Raw genomic sequence first — 23487 nt, 5'->3', positions numbered from 1 at the left:
TCATGAACCCAATATATGGTGAGCCTTGGTGCATGCTTCCACCAGGGCGTCGATATCATCTTTGGTTGTGTAGGCGGCGAAGCTGGCCCGTGCCGTGGCGCTGACGCCAAGACGCTTCATCAGGGGCTGGCCGCAATGATGCCCGGCGCGGATGGCCACACCCTGGCGATCAAGAATGGTCGCCACATCATGGGGGTGCGCCTTGCCCAGATTGAACGCCACAACCGGCCCCTTGTCTTTCGCCTTCCCATAAAGATGGGTGTGGTTGAGTGATCGCAGGGCGTTCATGGCGTAGTCGGTGATCTCGCGCTCATGGGCGGTCAGACCGGCCACGTCCTGCTCCATCACAAAGATCAGGGCAGCGCCGAACCCGATTGCTTCGACAATGGGCGGCGTGCCCGCCTCGAACCGGTGCGGCGGATCGGCATAGGTCACGCGCTCCTGCTCGACGATGTCGATCATCTCGCCGCCGCCCCGATAGGGCGCCATGCTGGCGAGAACATTGCTGCGGCCGTACAGCACGCCGATACCAGTCGGGCCGTAGATCTTGTGGGCCGTCAGGACATAAAAATCGACATCCAGATCCTGCACGTCGACAGGTCCGTGCACCGCATGCTGACAGCCGTCGACGAGGATCAGCGCGCCAGCCTCGTGGGCAATGGCCGCCATCTCCTTGATCGGCGGGCGGGCGCCCAGCACATTGGAGAGGCCCGTGACAGAAACCATCCGGGTACGATGGGTGAGAAGTGCCCGATACGCGTCCAGGTCAATCTGGCCGTCATCGTCCACATCCAGCCATTTGAGGACAATGCCTTTGCGTTCTCGCAACAGATGCCACGGGACAATATTGGAGTGGTGCTCCATGACCGACAGGATGACCTCGTCGCCCTCGTTCCAGTCCTGGCCAAGACTGGATGCGACCAGATTGACAGCATCCGTGCCGCCCATCGTAAAGATGATTTCATCCGTCGACGCCGCATTCAGATATGTTGCGGCGGTCTTGCGCGCACCCTCAAAGGCTTCTGTCGTTTCATTGGCAAGGGTGTGGAGACCGCGATGCACGTTCGCATAGGAATGGCGCATCGCATCCGCCATGGCGTCAATGACGATTGTCGGCTTCTGCGCCGATGCGGCACTGTCGAGATAGCGCAACGGCTTGCCGTGAATCTCACGCTCGAAGATCGGGAACTGCGCCCGGAATGTTTCAACGTCGAATGGTGTCATGATGCCTCCTGAGCAAGGCTGAGGCTCAGCGCCTCACGTATGGCCGTATTGTCGACCGCCTCGAGGACCTCGCCAAGGAATGCGTCGATCATCAAACCGCGCGCCTCTCGTTCACTCAGCCCGCGCTGGCGAAGATAGAACAACGCATCCGGATCAAACGCCCCCACTGTATTGCCATGGGCGCATTCAACGTCGTCGGCATAGATTTCGAGTTCCGGCTTTGCGTTCACGGTGGCATCACCAGACAGCAGCATGGCGTGATGACCCATTTTTGCATCCGTATGCTGCGCCTCGCGGCGGACCAGGAACTTGCCCTGGAACACGGCCGTGCTGCGGTCGTCTGCAATGCCCTTGCACAGCTGCCGTACCGAAGAACCTGGCGTCATCAAATCCACATGGCTGGTCAGGTCCATGTGATCCTGATGCGACAGGCGGTAAAGCGCATTCAATTTCACATCGGCCTTGCCCATCATTGCCATTGCCATTTCATGGCGGGCAAACTTGCCGCCCAAGGCCAGGATGGTGTTGCTGAGCCGGGCATCACTTTCCAGCGCAGGCATTGTCGTGTGAACCAACAGCCCGTCGCCGGTATTCTTCTGTACCACGTGACGGTCAACGCTGCCCCCCGCCTTGACGTGTACGGATGTCAGGCTGTTCACAAATGGCGTGCCAGAAACCTCGTGGCTCTCAATCAGGGTCAATTTCGCGCGCTCACCCACCACCACATGCAGGCGGTCGGCGTGATAGCTCGCGCCATCGGACAGTCGGCGGACCATAACTGTCACGTCCGTATCCGCCGGGATGGACAGCGTGTGTCGTGGTGCGGCGGTCGCGAGGCTCGCCATCAGGCTTTCGGGCATGAGTGACGGCGATGGGTCGCCCACCGTCAGGGTCACGGCACTCGGCAAGGCTCCCTTGCCTTCAAGCCACCGGCCGTTGGCGATGATCATTCCGCCATCGACGGGGTCCGCATCAAGCTTGAGCGGACCGGAGGTGATACCTGTTGCATAGGCAGCGGACGGACGACGTACATCCTTGGCGGCCCGACGCAGGTCCGACCACTTCCACTGCTCGACACGCCGGTTCGGCAGCCCGCGCTCACGCAGGGCGGTCGCTACATCGCCCGGCGGCAAGGTGCCCAACAGCTCTTCTTCAGCAGGCGTCAGTGTCAGGACGGTAGCCACTTATGCGGCCTCCACGAATTGTTCATAGCCGCCCTCTTCCAGCGCCTTCGCCAGTTCAGGCCCGCCGGATTTGACAATGCGGCCGCCGGCCAGAACGTGCACATGGTCCGGTTTGATGTGGTCAAGCAGACGCTGATAGTGAGTGATCACAAGGAAGCCCCGATCCGGAGACCGAAGACGATTGACGACTTCACCCACCATTTTCAGGGCATCAATATCGAGGCCACTGTCGGTTTCGTCCATGATGGCAAATTTTGGCTGGAACAGTGCCATCTGCAGCATTTCCATGCGCTTGCGCTCCCCACCCGAAAAACCGTCGTTGAACGGACGTTTGAGTTTTTCAGGGCTGAGGCCGACGATCTCGCCCGCTTCGCGGAACAGCTTGATAAACGCCGCCGCCGTTACCTCGTCCTCGCCCCGCGCCTTGCGCTGAGCGTTCAGGGCCGTGCGCAGAAAGTTCATCGTGGCGACACCGGGTATGGCGACGGGGTTCTGAAAGGACAGGAAAACGCCTTTGGCCGACCGCTCATGGGCATCAAGATCCAGCAGGTCCTCGCCGTCCAGCGTCACCGCCCCCTCTGATGGTTCGTATCCGTCGCGTCCGGCGATCGTGTAAGACAAGGTTGATTTGCCCGACCCGTTCGGCCCCATGATGGCGTGGACTTCTCCAGCCGGTACGTCGAGAGACAGCCCGTTGAGGATATGGTTCTCACCCAGAGTGAGGTGCAGGTTTTCTATTTTCATCATCATTTTTCTTCCGGATCTCGAGATCGATCCCAATTCAATTCGACATTCCCACTATCGGCTCGAAACCAACTATATGGGGAAGGATTCACGACGTCACAGTCGGTGCGTTTTACTAGATTGAGGTCTACGGTCTCGGAAAGTGAGTTTGATTGTGCCCTGACTAAAGCGGCGCAGTAGCTGATTTCCAACAATGAAGAGGATAACCATTCCAACTCTATGTAGCCGCCCTGAATAACCTCTGTAACGTCATTAATCGAAGTGTCACGAAGGTCTATTTGAAATGCCTGGCCGGCTGTGACGAGTTCTGACTTTGTTGGTTCGTCCGCGGGAATGACATTGAAGACAAGCCGTGAGAAATTACCCCAAGCTAAAAACGCAAGAATGGCGTCGTTCGCATTGTCGGGGGAGCGAAACCGAACATAGCTCTCAATCTGAAGTTCAGTTTCAGTTGCGTGAGGATAAAAAGGAGAGGTGACGGTGTACCATAATTCTTCAAGATCATGGGGAACAAAAACCGCCCAAATGGCAACGAATGCGCCCCAAAAGGGCAAAATCCAACGCCAGAGAATTCGGATAAGAGATTTCACTTATCTGCCTCCTTCGGCTCAACAATCAGATATTGTGTCGTTGTATCACCCACATTGAGGACGGTGTGTTCGGTGCCGTCGCTCCACCATTGGGCGCCGGCTTTGGTCGTGATGGTTCGTGTGCCGCTGGCATCGGTAATCTGCTGAACGCCGCCCTGCAGGATGTACCCCCAATGCGGCGCGTGCCGGTGCTGGTCATGACCGACACCCGGTGGAAACGTACAGCGCAGGACCCGAACCGTCTCATTCTCTTCGAGCTTCTCGCACACGGGCTCGCCCTCCCACCCCGCAGCGAGCGGGTCAGGCAATGCGCCGACAAGGAGAAGCGCGAGGATCATGGACATGGGCTGGTTACCCATCCGCCCGTCGCAGCGCGCCGACATTTGCGGAAATGCTCGATATCTACAGCGCGAAACCCGCTGTTCAGCGTCACGGCCTGTACCACATATTTTTCGGCGGCGATCGAATCGTCCGCATACCCATCGGCCTGCATCGTGACCGTCAGCTTGTTGAAGCGCTGGTCCACGGCCACGTCGATCGCTTTGCCATAAAGCTGCGCTGCCTCGACCATGTCTTCCAGAGTGGCGTAATTTTCGCCGACCGCAAGAGGCCGGGCGAAGGGATCAGGCACGGGGTCGCTTTCCGCACGCCAGCCGGCTTCGGTCATGACGAACGGCTCCAGTTGCAGCGCCTCGCGTGAGGCTGGCGTCACACAGGCGGTCAGCATACCAATAGAAAACAATGCTAGGTATATTCTCATATATCCACGCCTTCTCCACGAAATTCATCGACAATTCTTATTTTACCGATGATTTTTTGATTGAACTCTTCAAGCAGTTCAGCCGGCACCCATAGTTCTTCGTGATTGGCACCACCTACAACCTTATGGTCAAATTTGGCGCAATAATCGGAATCGATATCGAACTCGGTTACATAACCAATCTTTTCGTCATTGTACTTTGCATTCCAGTCCCGCGCGATTTGTTGGGCATATGCCCGGTTGGTCACCGGGTAGAATATTGGTTGCTCCGGCAGTCGCGGCGGAAAAGCACGAAAGTCCTGCGCCTCGATTTTTTCGAGTTCTTTAAGTCCGACTGGACGGTAGAGTGTTATGGTTTTCATCACACCCCTCCACTCATTCCCGCACAGGCGTGCATCTGAATTGGAATCGAACAGATCCCCGCCTTCGCGGGGATGAGCGGCTGACGAAACATTTCCAGTAAACGCATCACCCCACACTCCCTTCCAGGCTCACGGCCACCAATTTCTGTGCCTCAACGGCAAACTCCATGGGCAGCTCCTGAAGAACCTCCTTGCAGAAACCATTCACCAGCAGCGCGACCGCCTCTTCCTCATCCAGTCCGCGCTGGCGCGCATAAAACAGCTGATCTTCCGACAGGCGGGACGTCGTGGCCTCATGCTCCAGCGTCGAGGATGAGGACTTGTTCTCGATATATGGCACCGTGTGGGCACCGCACTGATCCCCGATCAACAGGCTGTCGCACTGGGTAAAGTTCCGCGCGTTCTCGGCCTTGCGATGAATGGAGACCAGCCCGCGATAGGTCTGGTCCGACACGCCCGCAGAGATGCCCTTAGAGATAATCCGCGAGCGTGTGTTGCGGCCCAGATGGATCATCTTGGTACCGGTATCCGCCTGCTGATGATTGTTCGTGATGGCGATGGAGTAAAATTCCCCCTGGCTGTCATCACCGCGCAGGATGCAGGAAGGGTATTTCCAGGTGACAGCGGAGCCGGTTTCAACCTGCGTCCACGACACTTTCGACCGTGGCCCACGACAATCAGCACGCTTGGTCACGAAATTATAGATACCGCCCTTCCCGTTGTCATCACCGGGATACCAGTTCTGGACAGTGGAGTATTTGATCTCGGCATCATCAAGCGCGACCAGTTCAACAACGGCGGCATGCAGCTGGTTTTCGTCGCGCATGGGCGCGGTGCACCCCTCGAGATAGGACACATATGCGCCCTTGTCTGCCACGATCAGCGTCCGCTCAAACTGTCCCGTATTGGCCTCATTGATGCGAAAATAGGTCGACAGCTCCATCGGACACCGAACGCCCGGCGGGATATAGACAAAGGTACCGTCCGAGAAGACCGCCGTATTCAGGGTCGCAAAGAAATTATCAGACGCCGGAACGACCGAACCAATATATTGGCGCACCAGATCTGGGTGCTCACGGATTGCTTCCGACATGGACATGAAGATCACGCCCGCCTTCTCAAGCTCTTTCTTAAACGTGGTCGCAACGGACACGGAGTCAAAAACCGCATCAACAGCGACCTTTGGCGTCGTGCGCGCCTCCCCCGGGCTCTGCCCGGCGCCTTCAACGCCCAGCAGGACTTCCGCCTCACGCAAGGGAATGCCGAGCTTCTCGAAATCCGCGAGGATTTCCGGCGGCACATCATCAATGGACTCATATTTTGCGCCGGACTTTGGTTCGGCGTAATAATAATGATCCTGATAATTGATCTTCGGATACTGAACTTTCTGCCAGGTCGGCTCTTCCATCAGCTGCCAGCGACGGAACGCCTCCAGACGCCATTCCAGCATCCATTCGGGCTCCTCCTTCTTGGCGGAGATATAGCGCACGGTGTCTTCGTTCAGGCCCTTTGGCGCCTTCACGGACTCGATGTCCGTCGTGAAGCCGTATTTATACGTCTCCAATGATTTGACCGTGTTGACGGTCTCTCTGTCGATTGCTTCTTTGATTTCAGCCATCGGTTGATCCTTATGCCGCAGAATTCGCGGCGATACGATTTTGTTCTTTCGTCCAGGCGCCGACAAATCGGCTCGGCGCGTCGGCGGGCGTGTTCCATCCCAATGATATGCGCAGGGCGCAGCCCGCTTCGCTGGCGTTAGCGCCCATCGCCTGCAGCACGCCGGAGCTTCGGACCTTGCCGGACGAACAGGCCGAGCCTGCCGAAACCGCAATGCCGTTCAGGTCCATCACCATCACTTGCGTTTCCGACGCAAACCCCGGCGCAGAAAAGCACAGGGTATTGCCGAGGCGCGATGCCTCCTTGCCCCACACGACGATCCCCGGCGGCAAACTGGCGGCGATTTCGTCCCGCATCACGGCCAACGCCTTATAGTCCGTAGGCGATGCGTCCCGGGCGCAGGCTGCAAAGCCGCTGACCGCAGCGATGTTTTCCGTCCCTGCACGACGGTATAACTCCTGCCCGCCTCCGCGCAGCAGAGGCTCAAAGGCAAGCCCCGTTTTGACGATCAGCGCGCCGACACCCACCGGACCGCCAACCTTGTGCGCCCCGATCGCCATGAGGTCCGCCCCCATGGCCGTGAAATCAACATCGAGCTTACCGAACCCCTGCACCGCATCGACGAAGAGATAGCCGCCGCGCGGCCAGACCATGGGGCCCAGCTTCTCAACCGGCTGGATGACGCCGGTTTCGTTGTTCGCCAGCATCACGCAGAGGAGGAAATTTCCTTCCGTCTCCACATCATAGCCGCTGAGACGGCGGTCGAGCCAATCGACATCGACGACACCGCTCCGGGTCACGGGTACCGTCTCCACCGTGACGCCCTGCTCGCTCAACGCTTTCGCAGTCGCTTTCACCGCGTCGTGCTCGACGCCCGAGATCATCAATCTGCGGATCCGTGCCGGACCGCGGACCATGCCGGTCAGGGCGAGATTATCGGCCTCAGTACCGCCGGAGGTGAAGATCACCCCTTCCTTGGGCGTGTTCAGCACTTCAGACAGGGTTGCCCGTGCATCTTCCAGCAGCCGTTTTGCCGCCCGGCCCTCTGCATGAACAGACGACGGGTTATGCGCCCCGTCCAAGGCGGCCAGCATTGCATCCCGCACCTTGGGGCGAAGGGGGCTCGTGGCATTATGGTCCAGATACAGACGCTCAGGCATCAGTCACCACCTTCACGCCATCCGCGATATCCGCCAGCGTGACGCCTTCGAGATAGCCTTCGATCATCCGGTCGAGATCATGCCACAGACCGTGGGTCAAACAGTGAGCGGACGTTCCCGTGCAGCCCTTGGCGGCCCCGGGACGACACGCCGTCGAGCGTATTTCTTCATCAATGGCCCGGACAACCGAGGCGACCGTAATCGCCTTGGCCGGATGGGCCAGAACGTATCCGCCACCGGCGCCACGACGGCTCTCGACGAGACCTGCTTTACGCAGTTTGCCGAACGTCTGTTCCAGAAAAGGGACTGACATCCGGTGCCGGCTGCCTATATCAGCAAGAGACACAGGACCCAGCCCACCATAGGCGGCGATATCGGCCAATGCCGTTACGGCAATGCGAGCTTTAGCTGTCAGTTTCACAGGCGTTCAGGATTCCTAGTCAAGCGGCAAAAACGTGGTATAGGCCGCCTTCGCTATAGCTGGGACATAAGAAACCCGACTGAATTGGTCAACTTTATTAGTCGGGTTATTTCGTCACGCCGCAAGAATGGATTGAGTACATGCCCGAAGTGATTTTTCCCGGCCCCGATGGCCGTATCGAGGCACGCTATCAGCGTGCGAAGACCGAGAATGCGCCGATTGCTCTGATTCTTCATCCGCATCCGCAATTCGGCGGGACGATGAACGACAAGCTGACCTATGAGATGTACCACATGTTCGCGCGGCGCGGCTTTGCGGTCATGCGGTTCAACTTCCGCGGCGTCGGCAAGTCGGAAGGCGAGTATGACCAAGGCCAGGGCGAGCTGTCCGATGCGGCAACGGCGCTCGATTATCTGCAGCAACAGAACCCGACAGCGCCTTTCGCCTGGGTCGCAGGCTTCAGCTTTGGCGCCTATGTGGGCATGCAACTCCTGATGCGCCGACCTGAGGTCGTGGGTTTCATCTCAGTATCCGCTGCGGCGAACCTTTTCGACTTCTCCTTTCTGGCGCCCTGCCCGTCATCGGGCATCGTCATTCACGGCACGGCTGACAAGATCTGCTCGCCTGAACTGACCCGCGACGTGATGGCCAAGACACGGACCCAGAAGGGTCGCCGGATCCTTTTTGAGACAATTGAGGGCGCCGACCACTTCTTCTCCCAGCACGAGGAAGAACTGATGAAGAAGGCGAGCGACTATCTCGACAAGCGTCTGGACGAGCCGCCGGAAGGGCTTCTCTTCGAAGATTGATCAAAATCGCCCGGCACCTGAAAGTGCCGGGTTTTTTATGGTCGCTCAGCTTCAATATGGATGCGCACGCCGACGCTTGGCGGGACATCCTTTTCCGAGACCATCGCGCCTTCACCGACACCGAAATCCAGGCGGTTGAGCGTTGTCATGCCGTGCGCAACAGCACGGTCGCCGTCCACGGACAGGGTGAAAGGCAGGCTGACCGCGCGCTCCGTCCCCTTCAGGCTCAATGTCCCTTCCGCAACATATTCCCCCTCACCGGTCGCGCGAATGTCCGTCGACGTAAATTGGGCCTGCGGTTCATTTGCGCTGTCGAACCAGGCCGATTGCTGCAGCGTGCCGTTGCGATCCGATGTGCCGGCATCTGCGGACAGAAGATCGATCTGCACATTGATTTCGCCGGTTTCTGGTGCAGTGGGGTCGAGTTTGATGATCGCATCGAACGTATTGAACCGTCCAACAACTTCCTGGCCGCTTTGCGTAAAGATGAATTCGAGGCGGCTGGCCGGCATGTCCACGACCCACGCATCAGGATCAGCAGCCGCGGTGTCCGAAGCGGGCGTCGCGCCGCTCAACTCAGCAACCGCCTCTGCTGTCATTGGCTTGTGGTCGTCGTCGCCGCCCGACAGGCCGATCACGGTAGCACCGAGCGCTGTGAGGCCGATGATCCCCCAGACGATCCATGCGACCACGGAAAAGCGCCGACCTTTCGTCGTCCCGGGGGCCATCGAGATCAGCACATCGTCGCCGTCTTTGACGTGGTGCTTCAAGGCCGCTGCAATGTGAAGGGCCAGAAGCCCAAGCGTCGCGAATGCGAAAAATTCGTGCAGGCCGCTTAAAATCTCCGCGAGCCCTTCATTCATCGGCACCGGCAGCAGAGGCAGCGGCAGGATGAAGAATAGCTTCAGCGGCACGGCCTGTGACAGCGGATCCGCCGAGATCATGAGCCAGCCGATCAGGGGAACGCCAATCATCAGTCCATAAAAAGCCCAGTGGGTCCCCTTGGCGAGGAGGCGCTCCCACGGCCGCATATGCGCCGGGAGCGCCGGGGTCGGGTGGCGCAGACGCCAATACAGCCGGAACAGGGACAGGCCGAGGACAACAAGGCCAAAGGATTTGTGCAGCTGATACATCTGGAACTTGGCGTCCGAGAGATCCATCCGGTGCATGAACAGTCCGCCGCCCACCTGCGCCAGGATCAAGAAGGCGATCAGCCAGTGCAGTGTGCGGGCGGTTGTCGAATAAGTACGGTCGTCAGTGGCTGACATGGCAGTTCTCCTCACGCCCTATCTCGCCGAGCGGCAATGATCAGGCAAGTGCCGCTGGTGCAAAGGTCTCTTTCCGTGCCAACCTCCCGCAACGCAAAATAACATGAATCTGCTCCGGTGAGGTTCTCGGCAGGTTCGCGAATCACCATAGCGTCGAGATATCAAAAGCATTGTGATGCGTTCGTTTACGGACCATGTCGCAAAAGGGGTAGGTCGTGCACGAACGGGCACATGATCGCCGAGCTGACCCAACCGGATCTCAACCGATCCGTCCCCTTCACTTCCTTTTGATATCACCAGTCATGACTGTCCCACCCCCGATATCGGGAAGGTTTTGTCATGCCTGATTTCCAATATCAGCCAATCTAGGAGCCGTGATATGACCCGTCGTTCTGCCAAGAGAGCCATCAAGCGCAGCGGTAAGCAAATGAGCGACGAACGACAGGTCATGGCGGGAAGTGTTCGCACACTGTTTGACGATGGGTGGTCACCCATTGAGGGGCCGGTCCGGGGCCCGACATCAGAAGCCCGCGACCAGCGGTTTCGTAAAACCATTCGTGCACAGAATGCCAACCAGCAGAAATTCTTCGACCTCGTTGAAGATCATAACATCGTTTTTGCTACCGGCCCCGCCGGCACGGGCAAAACTTATATCGCGATCGCCAAGGCCGTCGAAGCGCTGGAAGCGGGCAAGATCGGGCGTATTCTCCTGTCCCGACCAGCCGTGGAAGCCGGCGAAAGCCTGGGCTTTCTCCCCGGCGATCTGGAAGAAAAGCTCTCTCCCTATTTGCGACCTCTGTACGATGCACTGACAGACCGGCTGTCGGCCAAACGTGTTCGCGCCCTCATGGCGGAGGGTGTCATCGAAGTCGCGCCCATCGCCTATATGCGCGGCCGCACACTGAATAATGCGTATGTGGTCATCGATGAGGCGCAGAACTGCACCTATGGGCAGTTGAAGATGCTGCTGACCCGCCTCGGCTGGCACTCAACCATGGTTGTCACGGGTGACCCTGACCAGACCGATCTCCTCCCTGGATTATCTGGCCTGGGTGAGATTTCCGAGCGGCTTGAGGCGGTCAGCGGCATCGGCATTGTCCGGTTCGGCAAGCCCGATGTTGTCCGTCACCCGCTGGTCGCGGCGATGATTGATCATATTTGAGGGATTGTAACCCAATCGGTGGAGGCGGCGTCCCGGCGCCGCCTTTCCTTTGCCGGCGCACAGCCTTAGAGTGTCTGCACGAACAGCAAGCGGCGAGACACCATGGCGCAAGGCAGCTACAATATCGGCAATGAAGAGGTCAAAGAGGAATCGTCTTGGCGATATCCGATGATCCTGTTCTTCGCGACGCTCGTTCTCTGCGTTGTCTTTCTCTACCATTATGTCGGTCCGGACGTGGAAGAGATCCAGGGGAACAAGCCCCGTCCAACCATCAATGATGAGCTGATCGCCATTACAATTGGCAAACAGACGTTCAATGTTCCCGCCAACTATACCGTCTTTCCGCGCGACCGTCGTCCGGGCGAGCGTGAGGTGCTGGCGCTCTACGCGTCCTGGCCACGGATGGACGGCTACGTGCCTGCGCGGCGCAACGACTTCGTCGAGAATGAAGCGGATGCGCGGCGGCTCGATATTCTGATCCAGCAGAAAAAGACCCCGTTTGACGAACTCGAGCGCCTCGAAGTGCTGTACCGCCCACACCTGCTGGACCGTGAGGGCACGCCTTATGACCATGGCCTGACACAGTTCAGTTTCCGGCAAGGGTCAGAGCTCGCGCCCGCCTCAGGCTATTCGGATAAGGAGCTCTTTCTTGGCGAGACCGCCGCTGAGGAAACAGCGGTCATCTTTTGCTATCCGGCTGATGCAGACCGCGTTGTCCCGCCCGAATGTTTCCGGGAATACGATCTGACCCCCACAGTGACGGTGAAATACTATTTCAAGCGGCCCTATCTGGCTGAATGGCGGCGGATCGACGAAGAAGTTCACACGCTGATCGACAATTTCCAGGCCAAGTAAACGTGGTTTACGGGACCTTAAGACCTGCAGTGCCTAACATGACGCACGATGCAGGACCTGACCTATTATCTCACGCTGGCCTTTTCCGGTAGCGATCTTCCCCGGGCTCTCTGGCTCGGCCTGATCGGGTCGCTGTTCTGTACCACGCGCAACCCCCCTTGGCGGATCTTCCTGATCGTTTTCCTGATCGACCGGATCTGGCCGTTCTTAGGCATGGCATTTTCCGGCTATGGCGCGGGTGAGATTGGTGCGGCTGTGTCCCACACCATCCGGTCGGTCCCGTCCGATATGATGACGCTGCTCATCCGCGGACTTGGGCTGTTCCTGCTGATCCTGACCGGATACATGCTGCGGCTCATCGTTCATGGTCAGAAGAACAAGCCGAAATCGGGAAAACTCAACGTTCCCTATTGAGCTTTGCCTTACCGCCTTTGGGCGGGAATTGGCATGATGGAACAAAACGCCCTATATATTGGCCTGACCCTGACAAGGAGCGCGTACATGCCCAGACTGTTTTTATCCGCCATCGCCATGGGGGCTTTGACTCTGTCTGCCGCCGTCGCGCAGACCGAACTGCAGGAAGACCTTGGCCCTGAAGAACTGGCGGGTCTGTTCTTTGCCCCGCCGGAGTCAACGGATGCCACGGTTCTTGTGACCGAGGACGATTTGCAGGGCGCTGGCGCGTTTGTACTCGCCAGCCGTCTGGGCCGCGTGGAGCGAGCCCTGTCGGACTGTAAGACGCTGCGCTATCAGATGGAGACACTGATCGGGGCGTCCATGGGATCCTATTCCGTGCACCCCGAATGGATCAATCGCTACAAATCCTGCATCGTTCAGCGCAATGAAGAAGTGAAGCTGATCGGTAGCGCCATCAAGGCACAGCAGTCCGCTGTCATTGGGGCGAATGAGGGTGAAGCGGCGCTGCGGGCGGCTGACGTCATGGCGCGCCTCACAGTCTACCAGACACGCATGAAAAAGGCGGTCAAGGAAGAGTACAAGGCGCAGCAAAGCCTCATCAGCTATTACAATTCCGGTGGCACCGCGCAGCCGCCTGAGAACCGCGCCAAGGAATAATCGTCAGGCATCAAAGAGGCCGTCGTCGAACTCTACGGGTTCGACGGGCCCGTTGAGGGGACGAACCCGGACGACGATACGGTTGGCGTCCCCTTCGAACCGCTCAGAAATGAGCCGCTGAACCTGCCTGTCATCCTGCCAGAAAATACCGGACAGCGCGTCGAGCACCGCTTTTGCGACGTTATCGACGTCGTGATAGCCGCGCTTGTCGGCCAATACCGACGTCCAGATTCGGACCTCAAACGGGGTATAGGCGGGCCGGACCTTGTGGGTTTCGGCCCTGATCAGATTGGCGATCAGCTTTTTCAGAATCCGGGTCTGGGTGGTCGCGGCATTGATGGTGATGAGGGCGTCATCGCCCTTCAGCTTTACCGATACCCTGCCGCGCCCAGTCCCCATCGGTGGTTCAGTCCAGCGCCCAGATGCGGCCGTTATCGACCTTCCACGTCACGCCATTCGTCATGACCACAAGGTCGACCTCATAGGTCATGGACGCAAACACGTGATTCTCGAGCGGGTATGGCGTGAAATTATGGTTCACCAGCAGGCTGCTGACCGATGCGCCGTCCTGATGGGTCGGGTTGAGCGACAGGGTACGGCAGCCATTCCCTAACTCGCGGAAGTGCGTCACGTCGCCCGACTCGCTGTCCACCAGAACCCGGTAGAAGCCGCCAATGGGCACCAGATCCGCGTTCTCGGGCTCTGGAATCAAATACACCGCGATCAGGCCGGGACCTGGTCCACCAAGGCTGTCCCCTTCCAGCGCAACGGTCGTATAATCCTTGGTACAGTGATCGAAGTCGAGACGCAGAGCGGCTTGGCGGGCGCGACGGGCGGCCGGCGAGTAGCCGGGATCTTCCCCGTACTGTTCCATTCGATACAGGCGGACAATTTCGTTTCCAGTCGACTGGATCTGGACGAGCTGGCGAGCCTGTTTTTCTTCCGCCGATAGGCCCTGCGCCATCAGGGGTGATCCGGCCTGAGGCGACGTTTGTGAGGTCGTTGTGGTCGCGCAGGCCCCCAATGACACAGTCAGAAGTCCCAGAATGAAACGTTTCCCCATCGATTTCCCTTTCTGGCGGTGCATATGCAGTTGAACGGGCAATCTGGAGGCCAAGTCAAGCTCGATCAGGTCGTGACGACCGGCGCGGAGCAGACTATGCGGTGTGACACAATGCCGGCGACGCACTATCCTCCCGGCCACGACCCCCTTTCGATGAAAGACTGAATAATGACCGAGACCCGCACCGAAACCGACAGCTTTGGCCCTCTCGAGGTACCCGTCGACAAGTATTTTGGCGCCCAGTCGGCCCGCTCACTGATCAATTTCGACATCGGCACAGAGACGATGCCAGCACCGCTGGTCCGCGCCCTGGGCGTCGTCAAGCGGTCGGCGGCAAAGGCCAACATGGCGCTCGACAACCTCGATACGAAAATCGGCGAGGCTATTGTCGATGCGGCATCAGAAGTGGCCGAGGGCAAACTGAATGATCACTTCCCCCTGTCCGTCTGGCAGACAGGCTCGGGCACTCAGTCGAACATGAACAGCAACGAAGTGATCTCCAATCGCGCGATCGAGATCCTTGGCGGCGAAATCGGGTCCAAGGATCCCGTTCACCCCAATGACCATGTGAACCGGTCCCAGTCGTCGAACGACACGTTCCCGACGGCGATGCACATCGCGGCAGCAGAGGAAATCCAGCACCGCTTGATCCCTGCCCTTGGGCAGCTGCGCAACGCCCTGAACGACAAGAAGGAAGCCTTCGCGGACATCATCAAGATCGGCCGTACCCACCTGCAGGACGCCACACCGCTGACCCTTGGTCAGGAGTTCTCAGGCTATGTCACCATGGTGGAATACGGTATTGAGCGGGTGGAAGGTGTCCTCTCGCGTCTTTACCGCCTGGCACAGGGCGGCACTGCCGTCGGTACGGGGATCAACGCGAAAGTCGGTTTTGCCGAGAAATTTGCGGAAGAAGTGGCGGTCTACACGAAACTGCCTTTTGTCACCGCGCCCAACAAGTTCGAAGCCCTCGGCACGCATGATGCGCTGGTGGAGGCCCACGGCGCACTGAACGAAGTGGCCGTCTCGCTTTTCAAAATTGCCAACGACATCCGCCTGCTCGGCTCGGGCCCTCGGTCGGGCCTTGGTGAGCTGTCCCTGCCGGAGAATGAGCCTGGCTCTTCCATCATGCCCGGCAAGGTCAACCCGACCCAGTGTGAGGCCCTCACCATGGTCTGCGCCCAGGTCATGGGCAACAACACGACCGTCAGCTTTGCGGGCAGTCAGGGCCATTTTGAGCTCAACGTCTACAAGCCTGTGATCATCTTCAACGTGCTGCAGTCCATCCGCCTGCTGGCGGACAGCGCGAAGAGCTTCACCGAGAACTGTGTCGTCGGGATTGTGGCGAACCGCGAGACGATCAAGGGGCTGATGGAGCGCAGTCTGATGCTCGTCACCGCCCTCGCCCCCACCATTGGCTATGACAATGCGACCAAGATCGCCAAGGCAGCGCACAAGAATGGCACGACCCTGCGCGAAGAGGCCGTGAAACTGGGGTTTGTATCGGCTGAAGACTATGACGATATCGTCAAACCGGAAAAAATGATCAGTCCGCGGTAGATTGACCTAAGGAACTGATGACAGAGGCCGGACAATCAATTGTCCGGCCTTTTTCTTGTCAGACGTTGATCGGCTGTTTGTCGAACAGTCCGGCCTGATAGTCCGCATAGGCCTGGCGAATTTCCTGCGGCGTGTTCATCACGAACGGCCCCTGAGCGACTATCGGTTCATCAATTGGGTCACCGTGCCCGAACAGGATCACGCTGTCTTTGGTCGCCTTCAGTGCGATCTCGTCACCGTCCCCATTGAATTCGATGAGATAATGCTCAGCCATCTGCACCGGATCGGCGGTGATTGCGCCGCTTACGATATAGAAGAAGACGTTGCGGTCGCGCGGCGCAGAGAGCGTCACTTCAGCCCCGGCCTTCAGGCGCAGAATGGACATGAACACACCGGTCAGTGACGGCACCGGTCCCTCGGCATCCCCATACTGACCCGCAATCAAGGTCATCTCAGCCTTGTCGGCCAACGCGACCTTTTTCAGATCTGCGTCCTGCAGGCCAACGTAACGGGGCTCAGTCATCTTCAACGATGCCGGCAGGTTCACCCATAGCTGCAAGATCTCAAGGTCTCCACCTTTTTCCTTGAACGAGTCCGGTGACAGTTCGGCATGGATCAGCCCTGACCCGGCGGTCATCCACTGCACGCCGCCCGCTTCAATCACGCTTTCATGCCCGCCCGTGTCCTTGTGCATCAGTGAGCCATCAAGAATGAATGTGACGGTCTCAAAGCCCCGATGGGGATGAGGCCCGAATGGGAGGCCATTATTGTTCGCCGAATAGGTCTGCGGACCGTGATGGTTCAGAAACAGAAACGGCGATATCTGTTCGACCCGATCACCGGGTAGCGGCCGCCGTGTCGTCAAATTCCCAATATCATCGCGATACGATGGATGGATGATCTTTACGGTCCGAGAAGACGTCATAGGGCAATACTCCGTTACTGTCAGATTGCCCTATATAAGACGATACGCCTACGATTCATCACTCAATTGCCTGGCGTAACTCAACCATTCGAGATCCCGGCTGACCGACAGGACCAGATCGTCGGACGTCGAATCCATCGACACATCGTTGGGCGCCATCTCCCATTTCCATATCTGCAGCTTGAGGAGGATGTCGTGAGCATCAGTGCAGTGAAGCGCCGCGGCAGCTTCTTTCAACTGTTCCTGACGCACCAAAAGCTCGTTTTCTTCGGTGCAAGCGCTCGAGTCCAAATCGCATGGACCTATCTCGGCGAGTGCCCCCAAGCGCTCGCCGAGCTCACAATATTCTGTGTAAATTTCCGTCATCGTCGTCGAGTTTGCTTTTAACGATTTGAAACCGATCGTATTAGAAGCGGTCTTCAGAAAATTCACTTTCACTACCTCCCAGAGCTTAAGTCAGACAAATCTGACCTCTTAAGGTTGAGCGAGGGAACCCCCGAAACTGCCATTTTGCAAAAGTCTGATTAATCTAGGTAAATTTCGACTGTTTTTCGCCGTGACGAAAAAAGGCCGCCACCCATTTCCAGGATGACGGCCCAAACTGATTCGAATGGAGCAATTTGTGCGCTATTCTGCAGCCATGTTTGGCGTCGAAATATCGGCAAACACGTCCGTGTAGAGCTCTTTCGGATCCGGTTCCGGGCTCTCAAGAGAGAAGTCTGCGGCTTCCTTGACGGTCGCTTTGATCTCCTTGTCGATTTCCTTGAGTTCCTCTTCGGTCGCGAAGTCACCGGCCATGATGCGCGCCTTGCAGCGCTCAATCGGGTCGGACTGCGTACGGATTTCGTCGACTTCTTCGCGAGTCCGGTATTTCGCCGGGTCGGACATGGAGTGGCCGCGATAGCGATAGGTCTTCATCTCAAGAACGAAGGGCCCGCCACCTGTCCGCGCATGCTCCACAGCCTCACGGCCGGCTTCGCGAACTTCCAGAACGTCCATGCCGTCCACTTCACGACCCGGAATGCCAAAGCTGGCGCCGCGGCGATAAAGATGCGTGTCCGCGTGGGACCGCTTGACGGCAGTCCCCATGGCATACTGGTTGTTCTCGATGATGAAGACGACTGGCAGAGACCATAGCTCAGCCATGTTCATGGCTTCGAAAATCTGGCCCTGGTTCGACGCGCCGTCACCGAAATAGGTGAAGCTGACATTGTCGTTCTCACGGAACTTGTTGGCGAAAGCGAGGCCCGTACCGATTGGCACCTGCGCACCGACGATTCCGTGGCCGCCGTAGAATTTTTTCTCGCTGGAGAACATGTGCATGGAGCCGCCCTTGCCGCGGGAGTAGCCCCCCTCGCGACCGGTCAGCTCGGCCATCACGCCTTTCGGATCCATGCCGCAGGCCAGCATGTGGCCGTGGTCACGGTAACCGGTGATGACCTGGTCGCCTTCCTTGCGGAGCGCCTCAAGACCGGTGACGACAGCCTCCTGCCCGATATAGAGGTGACAGAAACCACCGATGTGGCCCATCCCGTAAAGCTGGCCTGCTTTTTCCTCGAACCGGCGGATCAGGAGCATCATCCGGTAGTATTCAAGCAGTTCGTCTTTTGTCGCGGTCAGATTGGACGGCGTCGAAGTGGCCATACGTAAGGTCCTTCCCAGAATTTTGCCCCTCCTACCGGCTTCGCAGCGGATGGGCAAACGAGATCGTGCGGTATTGCGCCGCAAAAGAACAGATTTGGCCAGAATGTCGCGATCAGAGAAGCCGGGAGATGGTCATCCGCGCTTCATCGAAACTCAGGTCGATCAGGTCACCGTCATGGGGATCGCCAAGCGCCATGCCGATGCCGTCCCAAGTATCACCGCCTTCCAAATAGGGCGGCTCTCCGATTGAAATGAGACGACGACCACTGGCCTCGAACTGGGCCACCCGACCGGAACCGCCAAGGCGCAGCCACGACCAGTGCTCCCTGTGCATGTCGCCGTTCACATAGAGGAACCAGCGCGCGTCATCCCCTTCGCTGTCAATGTCGAAGAAAACGGTCTTATCGGGCCCCGCTTCCGCAAGGACGAGAACGCCTTCGGCATGCTCATAGAAGATGGGGCTGCGCTTCAGCACCATGTCCATATGCTCCGCCCGGCCTATGCGCAGATCGTCACGCGCCGCGCGGCGCGCCTCCGTGCTGCGGTAATAGGCGTTGGTAATGGCGTCGCGATTGATAATCCACGCACAGACCAGAAAAAGGCAGGTGATCACCGAAAAAGTAACGGCGACCTCGATCATCGTGAAGAAGTCGCTGGCCAGATAGGTGAAGGCGATCAGGATTGGGCCAATGACGGCGGCCACTGCGGCAATCGGCTGACGGAAGCCTGTCAGGTGCTCATGGCGAAATCGGGCAAAACTGTCTGAAAATGCCGCCCTCTCCCGCAGACGCCGCATGACAGGCGCTGGAAGATCAATTTCGTCAACTGTGAGCACGCATAAACTCCCGCGAGATGCGAGGATGCTAGCTTCTGAGGCTTTCTTGCCCGTTAAAACGATATGAAAAAACGCGCTTTCCCTTCGAAAAGCGCGTTTCAGATCAAGTGTATGAAAGCCGGCTTAGGCGGCGGTCGCTGAGAATGTCGACTGACCGAACGCACCGAGCGTTACTGTGCCATTGATGGCATCGCCCGATTTGGTCCCATTGAACGTCAAGGTCATGGGCATCGGCTTGGTGATGTCGACTTCCCAGCTTGCGGTGTCGCCGTCAGCCTTGCCGTTCTTGATGGAAGAGCTGTCGCCCATGGCGGCCATGGTGCCGGTCAGCTCATCACCCGCCTGAGCGAGGTCGAGCGTGCCCTCCTGACGGCCCATCGGGGTATCGATCGTGACGCTGTATTTGCCTTCGAATGACATGGGTGTCTCCTGTTGTTTCACCCTATGTATGAAGGCCGAGGCGCAAAGTCCAACAAAATGAACATTGTTCCTCGGCCGATAGGCATCAGATGTGGACGACGCGTCCGTAGGCGTCGAGCGCACTCTCGTGCATCATTTCCGACAGGGTCGGGTGTGGGAAAATGGTGTGGAAGAAGTCTTCTTCCGTCGCTTCCATGGTCATGCCGATACCATAGCCCTGGATCAGCTCGGTCACCTCGGCCCCGATCATATGCGCACCGAGCAACTCGCCGGTTTTCTCATCCCAGACGGTCTTTACGAGGCCCTCTGGCTCACCCAGCGCGATAGCCTTGCCGTTCCCGATGAACGGGAAGCGTCCAACCTTGACCTTGTGGCCTGCGGCTTTGGCTTTCTCTTCCGTCAGGCCCACCGAAGCGACCTGAGGCTGGCAATAGGTACAACCGGGAATGAGCTTCTTGTTCATCGGATGCAGGCCCTTCAGACCGGCAATCTTCTCAACGCAGAGCACGCCTTCATGGGACGCCTTATGCGCGAGCCACGGGGCGCCGACCACGTCGCCAATGGCGTAGACGCCCTTCACACCGGTCTCGAGCCATTCGTTCACAACGATGTGGCCGCGGTCGGTTTTCACGCCGACTTTCTCGAGGCCCAGATTCTCCGTGTTGCCCACAATACCGATGGCAAGAACCACGCGGTCGAATTCCTGCTTTTCGACTTTGCCGTCCTTGCCCTTGATGTGGGCTGTGATCGTGTCCTTGCCCTTGTCGAGCTTTTCGACTGCGGCACCGGTTGCAATCTCAAAGCCCTGCTTCTTGAAGGATTTTTCGGCGAATTTGGAGATTTCAGGATCTTCAGCGGGCAAGATCCGGTCGAGCATCTCGACCACTTTTACCTTCGACCCCAGGGCATTGTAGAAGCTGGCGAACTCAATGCCGATCGCACCGGACCCGATCACAAGCAGGCGTTCAGGCATGATGTCGGGGGTCATTGCTTCGCGCGCTGTCCAGATAAACTTGCCATCTGGCTCCAGCCCGGCCGCAGGAATTGTCCGTGCGCGGGCACCCGTAGCGATAATGACGTGGGAGGCCTCGATGGTGGTCGACTTGCCGTCCTTGCCCGCAACATTGACCTTTGGTCCGGCCGCGATACTGGCTGTGCCATCAAAGACCTGCACCTTGTGCTTTTTCATCAGGCCACTGACACCTTTGGATAGCTGGCCAGCGACGGTGCGGGACCGCTTCACGACGGCGTCGAGGTCAAAGCCGATATTGTCCGCTTTGAGACCGAATGCCGACGCATGTTTCATGTTGGTGTAGACTTCGGCCGTCCGCAGCAGCGCCTTGGTGGGGATACAGCCCCAGTTCAGACAGACGCCGCCCATGTGTTCTTTTTCTACAAGTGCCGTCTTCATGCCCAGCTGGCTTGCACGAATGGCCGCCACGTAACCGCCAGGGCCGCCACCAATCACGATCAGGTCGAATTTATCCGCCATGAGGATCCTCTTTCTTCGTTCGGGCGTGTCTAACGGCAAATCGGCTATCAAGGCAAAGCCTGATTATCTCTTGCTTGGCGCGAAAAGTCCGGGTTAGCCTTGGGCTGTGGAATGGGGGCGCTAAAATGAATCTGGATCTTCTTTGGGCTGCGCCCGTACACATCCAGGTGCACGCCATTGCGGCCATATTGGCTTTCTTCCTCGGAACGATCCAGCTGATCATGCCCAAGGGCACCCTTCCGCACCGGACAATCGGCGTGATCTGGGTCGTTCTGATGTTCGGTGTGGTCATCAGCTCCGCCTTCATCCAGCATCCTGTCGAACCTGGTGACCCTTGGTGGCACCGATTCAGCTGGATTCACATTCTCACTCTGACGACGTTCTTCGCCTTAATTCACGGCGTGAGACGCATCATGCAGGGCGGACCAAAACTGCGTAAGCACGCGCGCCCTTTCATCATCAGCTATATTGGTGGCCTCATCATAGCGGGCTTTTTTGCGATGATGCCGGGCCGGATGATGCATGATGTCATCTTCCAGACCTGCTATTCGAATATCTCTCAGACGACAGACTGCGAGCCGAGTGAATAAGTCTCAGCAGAAACCGCTCTTGACGGCGACGTTGAGCATTTCTAGCCTTTAGCCCAGCATTACTGATGGGGTGGCGGCGTGGCGATCGTAGACAAGTTCAAGGCACATCCGACGAGTGTCGGTGAATCCTATTTTCAGCACCTGAACGGGGCCTCCAGTATTGGCACCCGCATGATTATTGCGGGTGTCGCCTGCCTCTTGCATGGCCTGTTCCCCTTCCTCTTCACCCGGACCGGGTCGAACATGCTGTTCAAGCTGCATCAGGAAGCGAGTGAGCGCCGTCATCGCGCAGACACCTATCAGCCCGCGGAATAACCACCGAAAATTGTGCAATAAAAAACCCCCGCCGCAGCGGGGGTTTTTGCATTGGAGCGCTGCGTTGACCTAGAGCAGCATGGTCGATGGATTTTCGACGAACTTCTTGAATACCGAAATGAACTGCGCACCGACAGCGCCGTCCACCACGCGGTGATCGCAGGTCAGCGTGATCGTGCACATGTTGCGGATGACGATCTGGCCATCGCGGACAACCGCCCGTTCCTCTCCGGCACCGACCGACATGATGGCACCATGGGGCTGGTTGACGATGGAGGAGAAGCTGGTGATGCCGAACATCCCAAGGTTCGACACGGCGAACGTGCCGCCCTGATATTCTTCAGGCTTCAGTTTCTTGGATCGTGCGCGACCGGCCATGTCCTTGATCTCGGCAGAGATCTCTTTCAGGCCCTTGGTTTCGGCCTTCCAGACGATCGGCGTGATCAGGCCGCCATCGATGGCCACAGCCACGCCAATATCGGCATGCTTATGGCGCAGGATTGCATCATCCGTGTAGGTCGCGTTGGCCGCAGGAACAGCAATCAGCGCGGCGGCCGACGCCTTGATGATGAAGTCGTTGACCGAGATCTTGTAGAAGCCATCCTCACCTTTTGGCGGAGACATGGCGTTCAGGGCTTCGCGCGCGGCCAGAAGGTTCGTCAATTCCACATCCACGTTCAGCGGGAAGTGCGGCACCTCTGAGTTGAAGCTCTGGTTCAAACGCTTGGCGATCGTCTTCCGCATGCCATCGTTCTTGATCGCTTCGTAGGAATCCGCCGGATAAAGGCGTGCATCGACGCCGGCCGCTGGCGCAGAGAAAGGTGCCGCGGCGGCCGATGCTGCGCCGGCTTTGCCCGTGCCGTCCTTCAGTGCTTTTTCAATGTCGCGCTTCACGACCCGACCATGGGGACCTGTGCCCTTGATCGCCGAAAGGTCGAGCCCCTCGTTTTTCGCCATGCGCTTGGCCAATGGCGATGCCATGACCCGGCCACCTTTGTCCGAGGATGCAGGCGCGCTTGATCCCGCCGTCGATGGCGCGGCCGTTGGACCGGGCGCCGGTGCGGGCGATGCGTCTGCTTCTTTTTTAGGCGAGGCCTCTTCCGATTTCTTCTCACCGCCAGCCGATGAACCGCCAAGCACTGAGATATCAATATCATCTGCGCTCTCGCCGTCTTCGAGAATGACAGCGATCAGCTCATTGACCTTCACGTTTTCAGAGCCTTCGGCCACGACGATCTTGCCGATCTTGCCTTCGTCGACGGCTTCGACTTCCATCGTTGCCTTGTCGGTTTCAATCTCGGCGATCACGTCACCGGAAGACACCGTGTCGCCTTCCTTGACCAGCCATTTGGAGAGCGTGCCTTCTTCCATGGTGGGCGACAGGGCGGGCATCAAAATTGGGGTTGGCATGTC

28 protein-coding genes are annotated in these 23487 nt (G+C 58.2%); 8 read left to right on the top strand and 20 right to left on the bottom strand.

The features are described from left to right. From RUI03_RS06370 to RUI03_RS06325, 10 genes are all read right to left on the bottom strand, one after another. A complete protein-coding gene (locus RUI03_RS06370) occupies positions 1 to 1224 on the bottom strand; it encodes a cysteine desulfurase (protein WP_317289448.1) in 1224 nt (407 codons plus the stop codon). After that, on the bottom strand, positions 1221 to 2408 hold the full coding sequence (sufD, locus tag RUI03_RS06365; RefSeq protein ID WP_317289447.1) for a Fe-S cluster assembly protein SufD: 1188 nt from the start codon (positions 2406 to 2408) through the stop codon (positions 1221 to 1223). Before sufD ends, RUI03_RS06370 begins: the two co-directional genes overlap by 4 nt. Continuing rightward, positions 2409 to 3155, bottom strand: a complete 747-nt coding sequence (gene sufC / locus RUI03_RS06360; protein ID WP_410795923.1) for a Fe-S cluster assembly ATPase SufC — start codon at positions 3153 to 3155, stop codon at positions 2409 to 2411. It abuts the gene before it with no gap. Then, positions 3155 to 3742, bottom strand: a complete 588-nt coding sequence (locus RUI03_RS06355; RefSeq protein WP_317289445.1) for a hypothetical protein — start codon at positions 3740 to 3742, stop codon at positions 3155 to 3157. Before RUI03_RS06355 ends, sufC begins: the two co-directional genes overlap by 1 nt. Then, positions 3739 to 4086, bottom strand: coding sequence for a hypothetical protein (locus RUI03_RS06350; protein ID WP_317289444.1), 348 nt, complete (start codon positions 4084 to 4086; stop codon positions 3739 to 3741). Before RUI03_RS06350 ends, RUI03_RS06355 begins: the two co-directional genes overlap by 4 nt. Then, complete coding sequence (locus tag RUI03_RS06345) at positions 4077 to 4502, bottom strand: hypothetical protein (protein ID WP_317289443.1); 426 nt, start codon at positions 4500 to 4502, stop codon at positions 4077 to 4079. Before RUI03_RS06345 ends, RUI03_RS06350 begins: the two co-directional genes overlap by 10 nt. After that, the gene (locus RUI03_RS06340) at positions 4499 to 4855 is read right to left on the bottom strand and encodes a hypothetical protein (RefSeq protein ID WP_410795922.1); all 357 of its coding nucleotides are present in this window, start codon (positions 4853 to 4855) and stop codon (positions 4499 to 4501) included. The genes RUI03_RS06345 and RUI03_RS06340 overlap by 4 nt, the downstream gene beginning before the upstream one ends. Before the next feature lie 115 nt (positions 4856 to 4970). Continuing rightward, positions 4971 to 6482 carry a Fe-S cluster assembly protein SufB gene (gene sufB / locus RUI03_RS06335; RefSeq protein ID WP_317289441.1) on the bottom strand — a complete coding sequence of 504 codons (1512 nt, stop codon included), beginning with the start codon at positions 6480 to 6482 and terminating at the stop codon, positions 4971 to 4973. 10 nt (positions 6483 to 6492) lie between these two features. Then, positions 6493 to 7641 (bottom strand): cysteine desulfurase family protein, encoded by a 1149-nt coding sequence (locus RUI03_RS06330; RefSeq protein ID WP_317289440.1) that lies wholly within the window; start codon positions 7639 to 7641, stop codon positions 6493 to 6495. Continuing rightward, positions 7634 to 8062, bottom strand: coding sequence for an RrF2 family transcriptional regulator (locus tag RUI03_RS06325; RefSeq protein ID WP_317289439.1), 429 nt, complete (start codon positions 8060 to 8062; stop codon positions 7634 to 7636). Before RUI03_RS06325 ends, RUI03_RS06330 begins: the two co-directional genes overlap by 8 nt. A 140-nt stretch (positions 8063 to 8202) precedes the next feature. Here RUI03_RS06325 and RUI03_RS06320 point away from each other — a divergent pair, with 140 nt between their 5' ends. Beyond that, positions 8203 to 8871, top strand: a complete 669-nt coding sequence (locus tag RUI03_RS06320; protein ID WP_317289438.1) for an alpha/beta hydrolase — start codon at positions 8203 to 8205, stop codon at positions 8869 to 8871. 35 nt (positions 8872 to 8906) lie between these two features. Here RUI03_RS06320 and RUI03_RS06315 read toward each other — a convergent pair whose 3' ends face one another. Further along, positions 8907 to 10139 carry a cytochrome b/b6 domain-containing protein gene (locus RUI03_RS06315; RefSeq protein WP_317289437.1) on the bottom strand — a complete coding sequence of 411 codons (1233 nt, stop codon included), beginning with the start codon at positions 10137 to 10139 and terminating at the stop codon, positions 8907 to 8909. Between the two features lie 379 nt (positions 10140 to 10518). On the opposite strand from RUI03_RS06315, the gene RUI03_RS06310 reads away from it, so the two are divergent. The 4 genes from RUI03_RS06310 (at position 10519) to RUI03_RS06295 (ending at position 13230) form a co-directional block, all read left to right on the top strand. Continuing rightward, on the top strand, positions 10519 to 11301 hold the full coding sequence (locus tag RUI03_RS06310; RefSeq protein WP_317289436.1) for a PhoH family protein: 783 nt from the start codon (positions 10519 to 10521) through the stop codon (positions 11299 to 11301). Positions 11302 to 11403: 102 nt separating this feature from the next. Next, entirely contained in the window at positions 11404 to 12156 is a 753-nt protein-coding gene (locus tag RUI03_RS06305) for a hypothetical protein (RefSeq protein ID WP_317289435.1), read from the top strand. 48 nt (positions 12157 to 12204) lie between these two features. Beyond that, positions 12205 to 12570: a hypothetical protein gene (locus tag RUI03_RS06300; protein WP_317289434.1), complete on the top strand. Its 366-nt coding sequence runs from the start codon at positions 12205 to 12207 to the stop codon at positions 12568 to 12570. 87 nt (positions 12571 to 12657) lie between these two features. Next, positions 12658 to 13230, top strand: a complete 573-nt coding sequence (locus RUI03_RS06295) for a hypothetical protein (protein WP_317289433.1) — start codon at positions 12658 to 12660, stop codon at positions 13228 to 13230. A 3-nt stretch (positions 13231 to 13233) separates the two neighbouring features. On the opposite strand, the gene RUI03_RS06290 is transcribed toward RUI03_RS06295, so the two are convergent. After that, a complete protein-coding gene (locus RUI03_RS06290; RefSeq protein WP_317289432.1) occupies positions 13234 to 13629 on the bottom strand; it encodes a RusA family crossover junction endodeoxyribonuclease in 396 nt (131 codons plus the stop codon). Positions 13630 to 13636: 7 nt separating this feature from the next. Next, entirely contained in the window at positions 13637 to 14293 is a 657-nt protein-coding gene (locus RUI03_RS06285) for a hypothetical protein (protein ID WP_317289431.1), read from the bottom strand. Between the two features lie 168 nt (positions 14294 to 14461). Here RUI03_RS06285 and fumC point away from each other — a divergent pair, with 168 nt between their 5' ends. Continuing rightward, a complete protein-coding gene (fumC, locus tag RUI03_RS06280; protein ID WP_317289430.1) occupies positions 14462 to 15853 on the top strand; it encodes a class II fumarate hydratase in 1392 nt (463 codons plus the stop codon). A gap of 58 nt (positions 15854 to 15911) precedes the next feature. Here fumC and RUI03_RS06275 read toward each other — a convergent pair whose 3' ends face one another. From RUI03_RS06275 to lpdA, 6 genes are all read right to left on the bottom strand, one after another. After that, on the bottom strand, positions 15912 to 16778 hold the full coding sequence (locus tag RUI03_RS06275; protein WP_317289429.1) for a pirin family protein: 867 nt from the start codon (positions 16776 to 16778) through the stop codon (positions 15912 to 15914). Between the two features lie 48 nt (positions 16779 to 16826). Then, a complete protein-coding gene (locus tag RUI03_RS06270) occupies positions 16827 to 17210 on the bottom strand; it encodes a hypothetical protein (RefSeq protein WP_317289428.1) in 384 nt (127 codons plus the stop codon). A gap of 195 nt (positions 17211 to 17405) precedes the next feature. After that, a complete protein-coding gene (gene pdhA / locus RUI03_RS06265) occupies positions 17406 to 18422 on the bottom strand; it encodes a pyruvate dehydrogenase (acetyl-transferring) E1 component subunit alpha (protein ID WP_317289427.1) in 1017 nt (338 codons plus the stop codon). Positions 18423 to 18534: 112 nt separating this feature from the next. Then, positions 18535 to 19257, bottom strand: coding sequence for a hypothetical protein (locus RUI03_RS06260; RefSeq protein ID WP_317289426.1), 723 nt, complete (start codon positions 19255 to 19257; stop codon positions 18535 to 18537). 123 nt (positions 19258 to 19380) lie between these two features. Continuing rightward, positions 19381 to 19677, bottom strand: coding sequence for a hypothetical protein (locus RUI03_RS06255; protein WP_317289425.1), 297 nt, complete (start codon positions 19675 to 19677; stop codon positions 19381 to 19383). Between the two features lie 85 nt (positions 19678 to 19762). Next, positions 19763 to 21169 carry a dihydrolipoyl dehydrogenase gene (gene lpdA / locus RUI03_RS06250; RefSeq protein WP_317289424.1) on the bottom strand — a complete coding sequence of 469 codons (1407 nt, stop codon included), beginning with the start codon at positions 21167 to 21169 and terminating at the stop codon, positions 19763 to 19765. 125 nt (positions 21170 to 21294) lie between these two features. On the opposite strand from lpdA, the gene RUI03_RS06245 reads away from it, so the two are divergent. Together RUI03_RS06245 and RUI03_RS06240 are read left to right on the top strand one after the other, a co-directional pair. Further along, a complete protein-coding gene (locus RUI03_RS06245; RefSeq protein ID WP_317289423.1) occupies positions 21295 to 21759 on the top strand; it encodes a DUF2306 domain-containing protein in 465 nt (154 codons plus the stop codon). Positions 21760 to 21837: 78 nt separating this feature from the next. After that, the gene (locus RUI03_RS06240) at positions 21838 to 22074 is read left to right on the top strand and encodes a DUF6356 family protein (protein ID WP_317289422.1); all 237 of its coding nucleotides are present in this window, start codon (positions 21838 to 21840) and stop codon (positions 22072 to 22074) included. A 69-nt stretch (positions 22075 to 22143) separates the two neighbouring features. On the opposite strand, the gene RUI03_RS06235 is transcribed toward RUI03_RS06240, so the two are convergent. Then, entirely contained in the window at positions 22144 to 23484 is a 1341-nt protein-coding gene (locus RUI03_RS06235) for a pyruvate dehydrogenase complex dihydrolipoamide acetyltransferase (RefSeq protein ID WP_317289421.1), read from the bottom strand. Positions 23485 to 23487: the final 3 nt, after the last annotated feature.

Origin of the sequence: Parvularcula sp. LCG005, from assembly GCF_032930845.1 — a bacterium.
Lineage (GTDB): Bacteria > Pseudomonadota > Alphaproteobacteria > Caulobacterales > Parvularculaceae > Parvularcula.
This window is presented reverse-complemented; position numbering and strand designations above follow the sequence as displayed.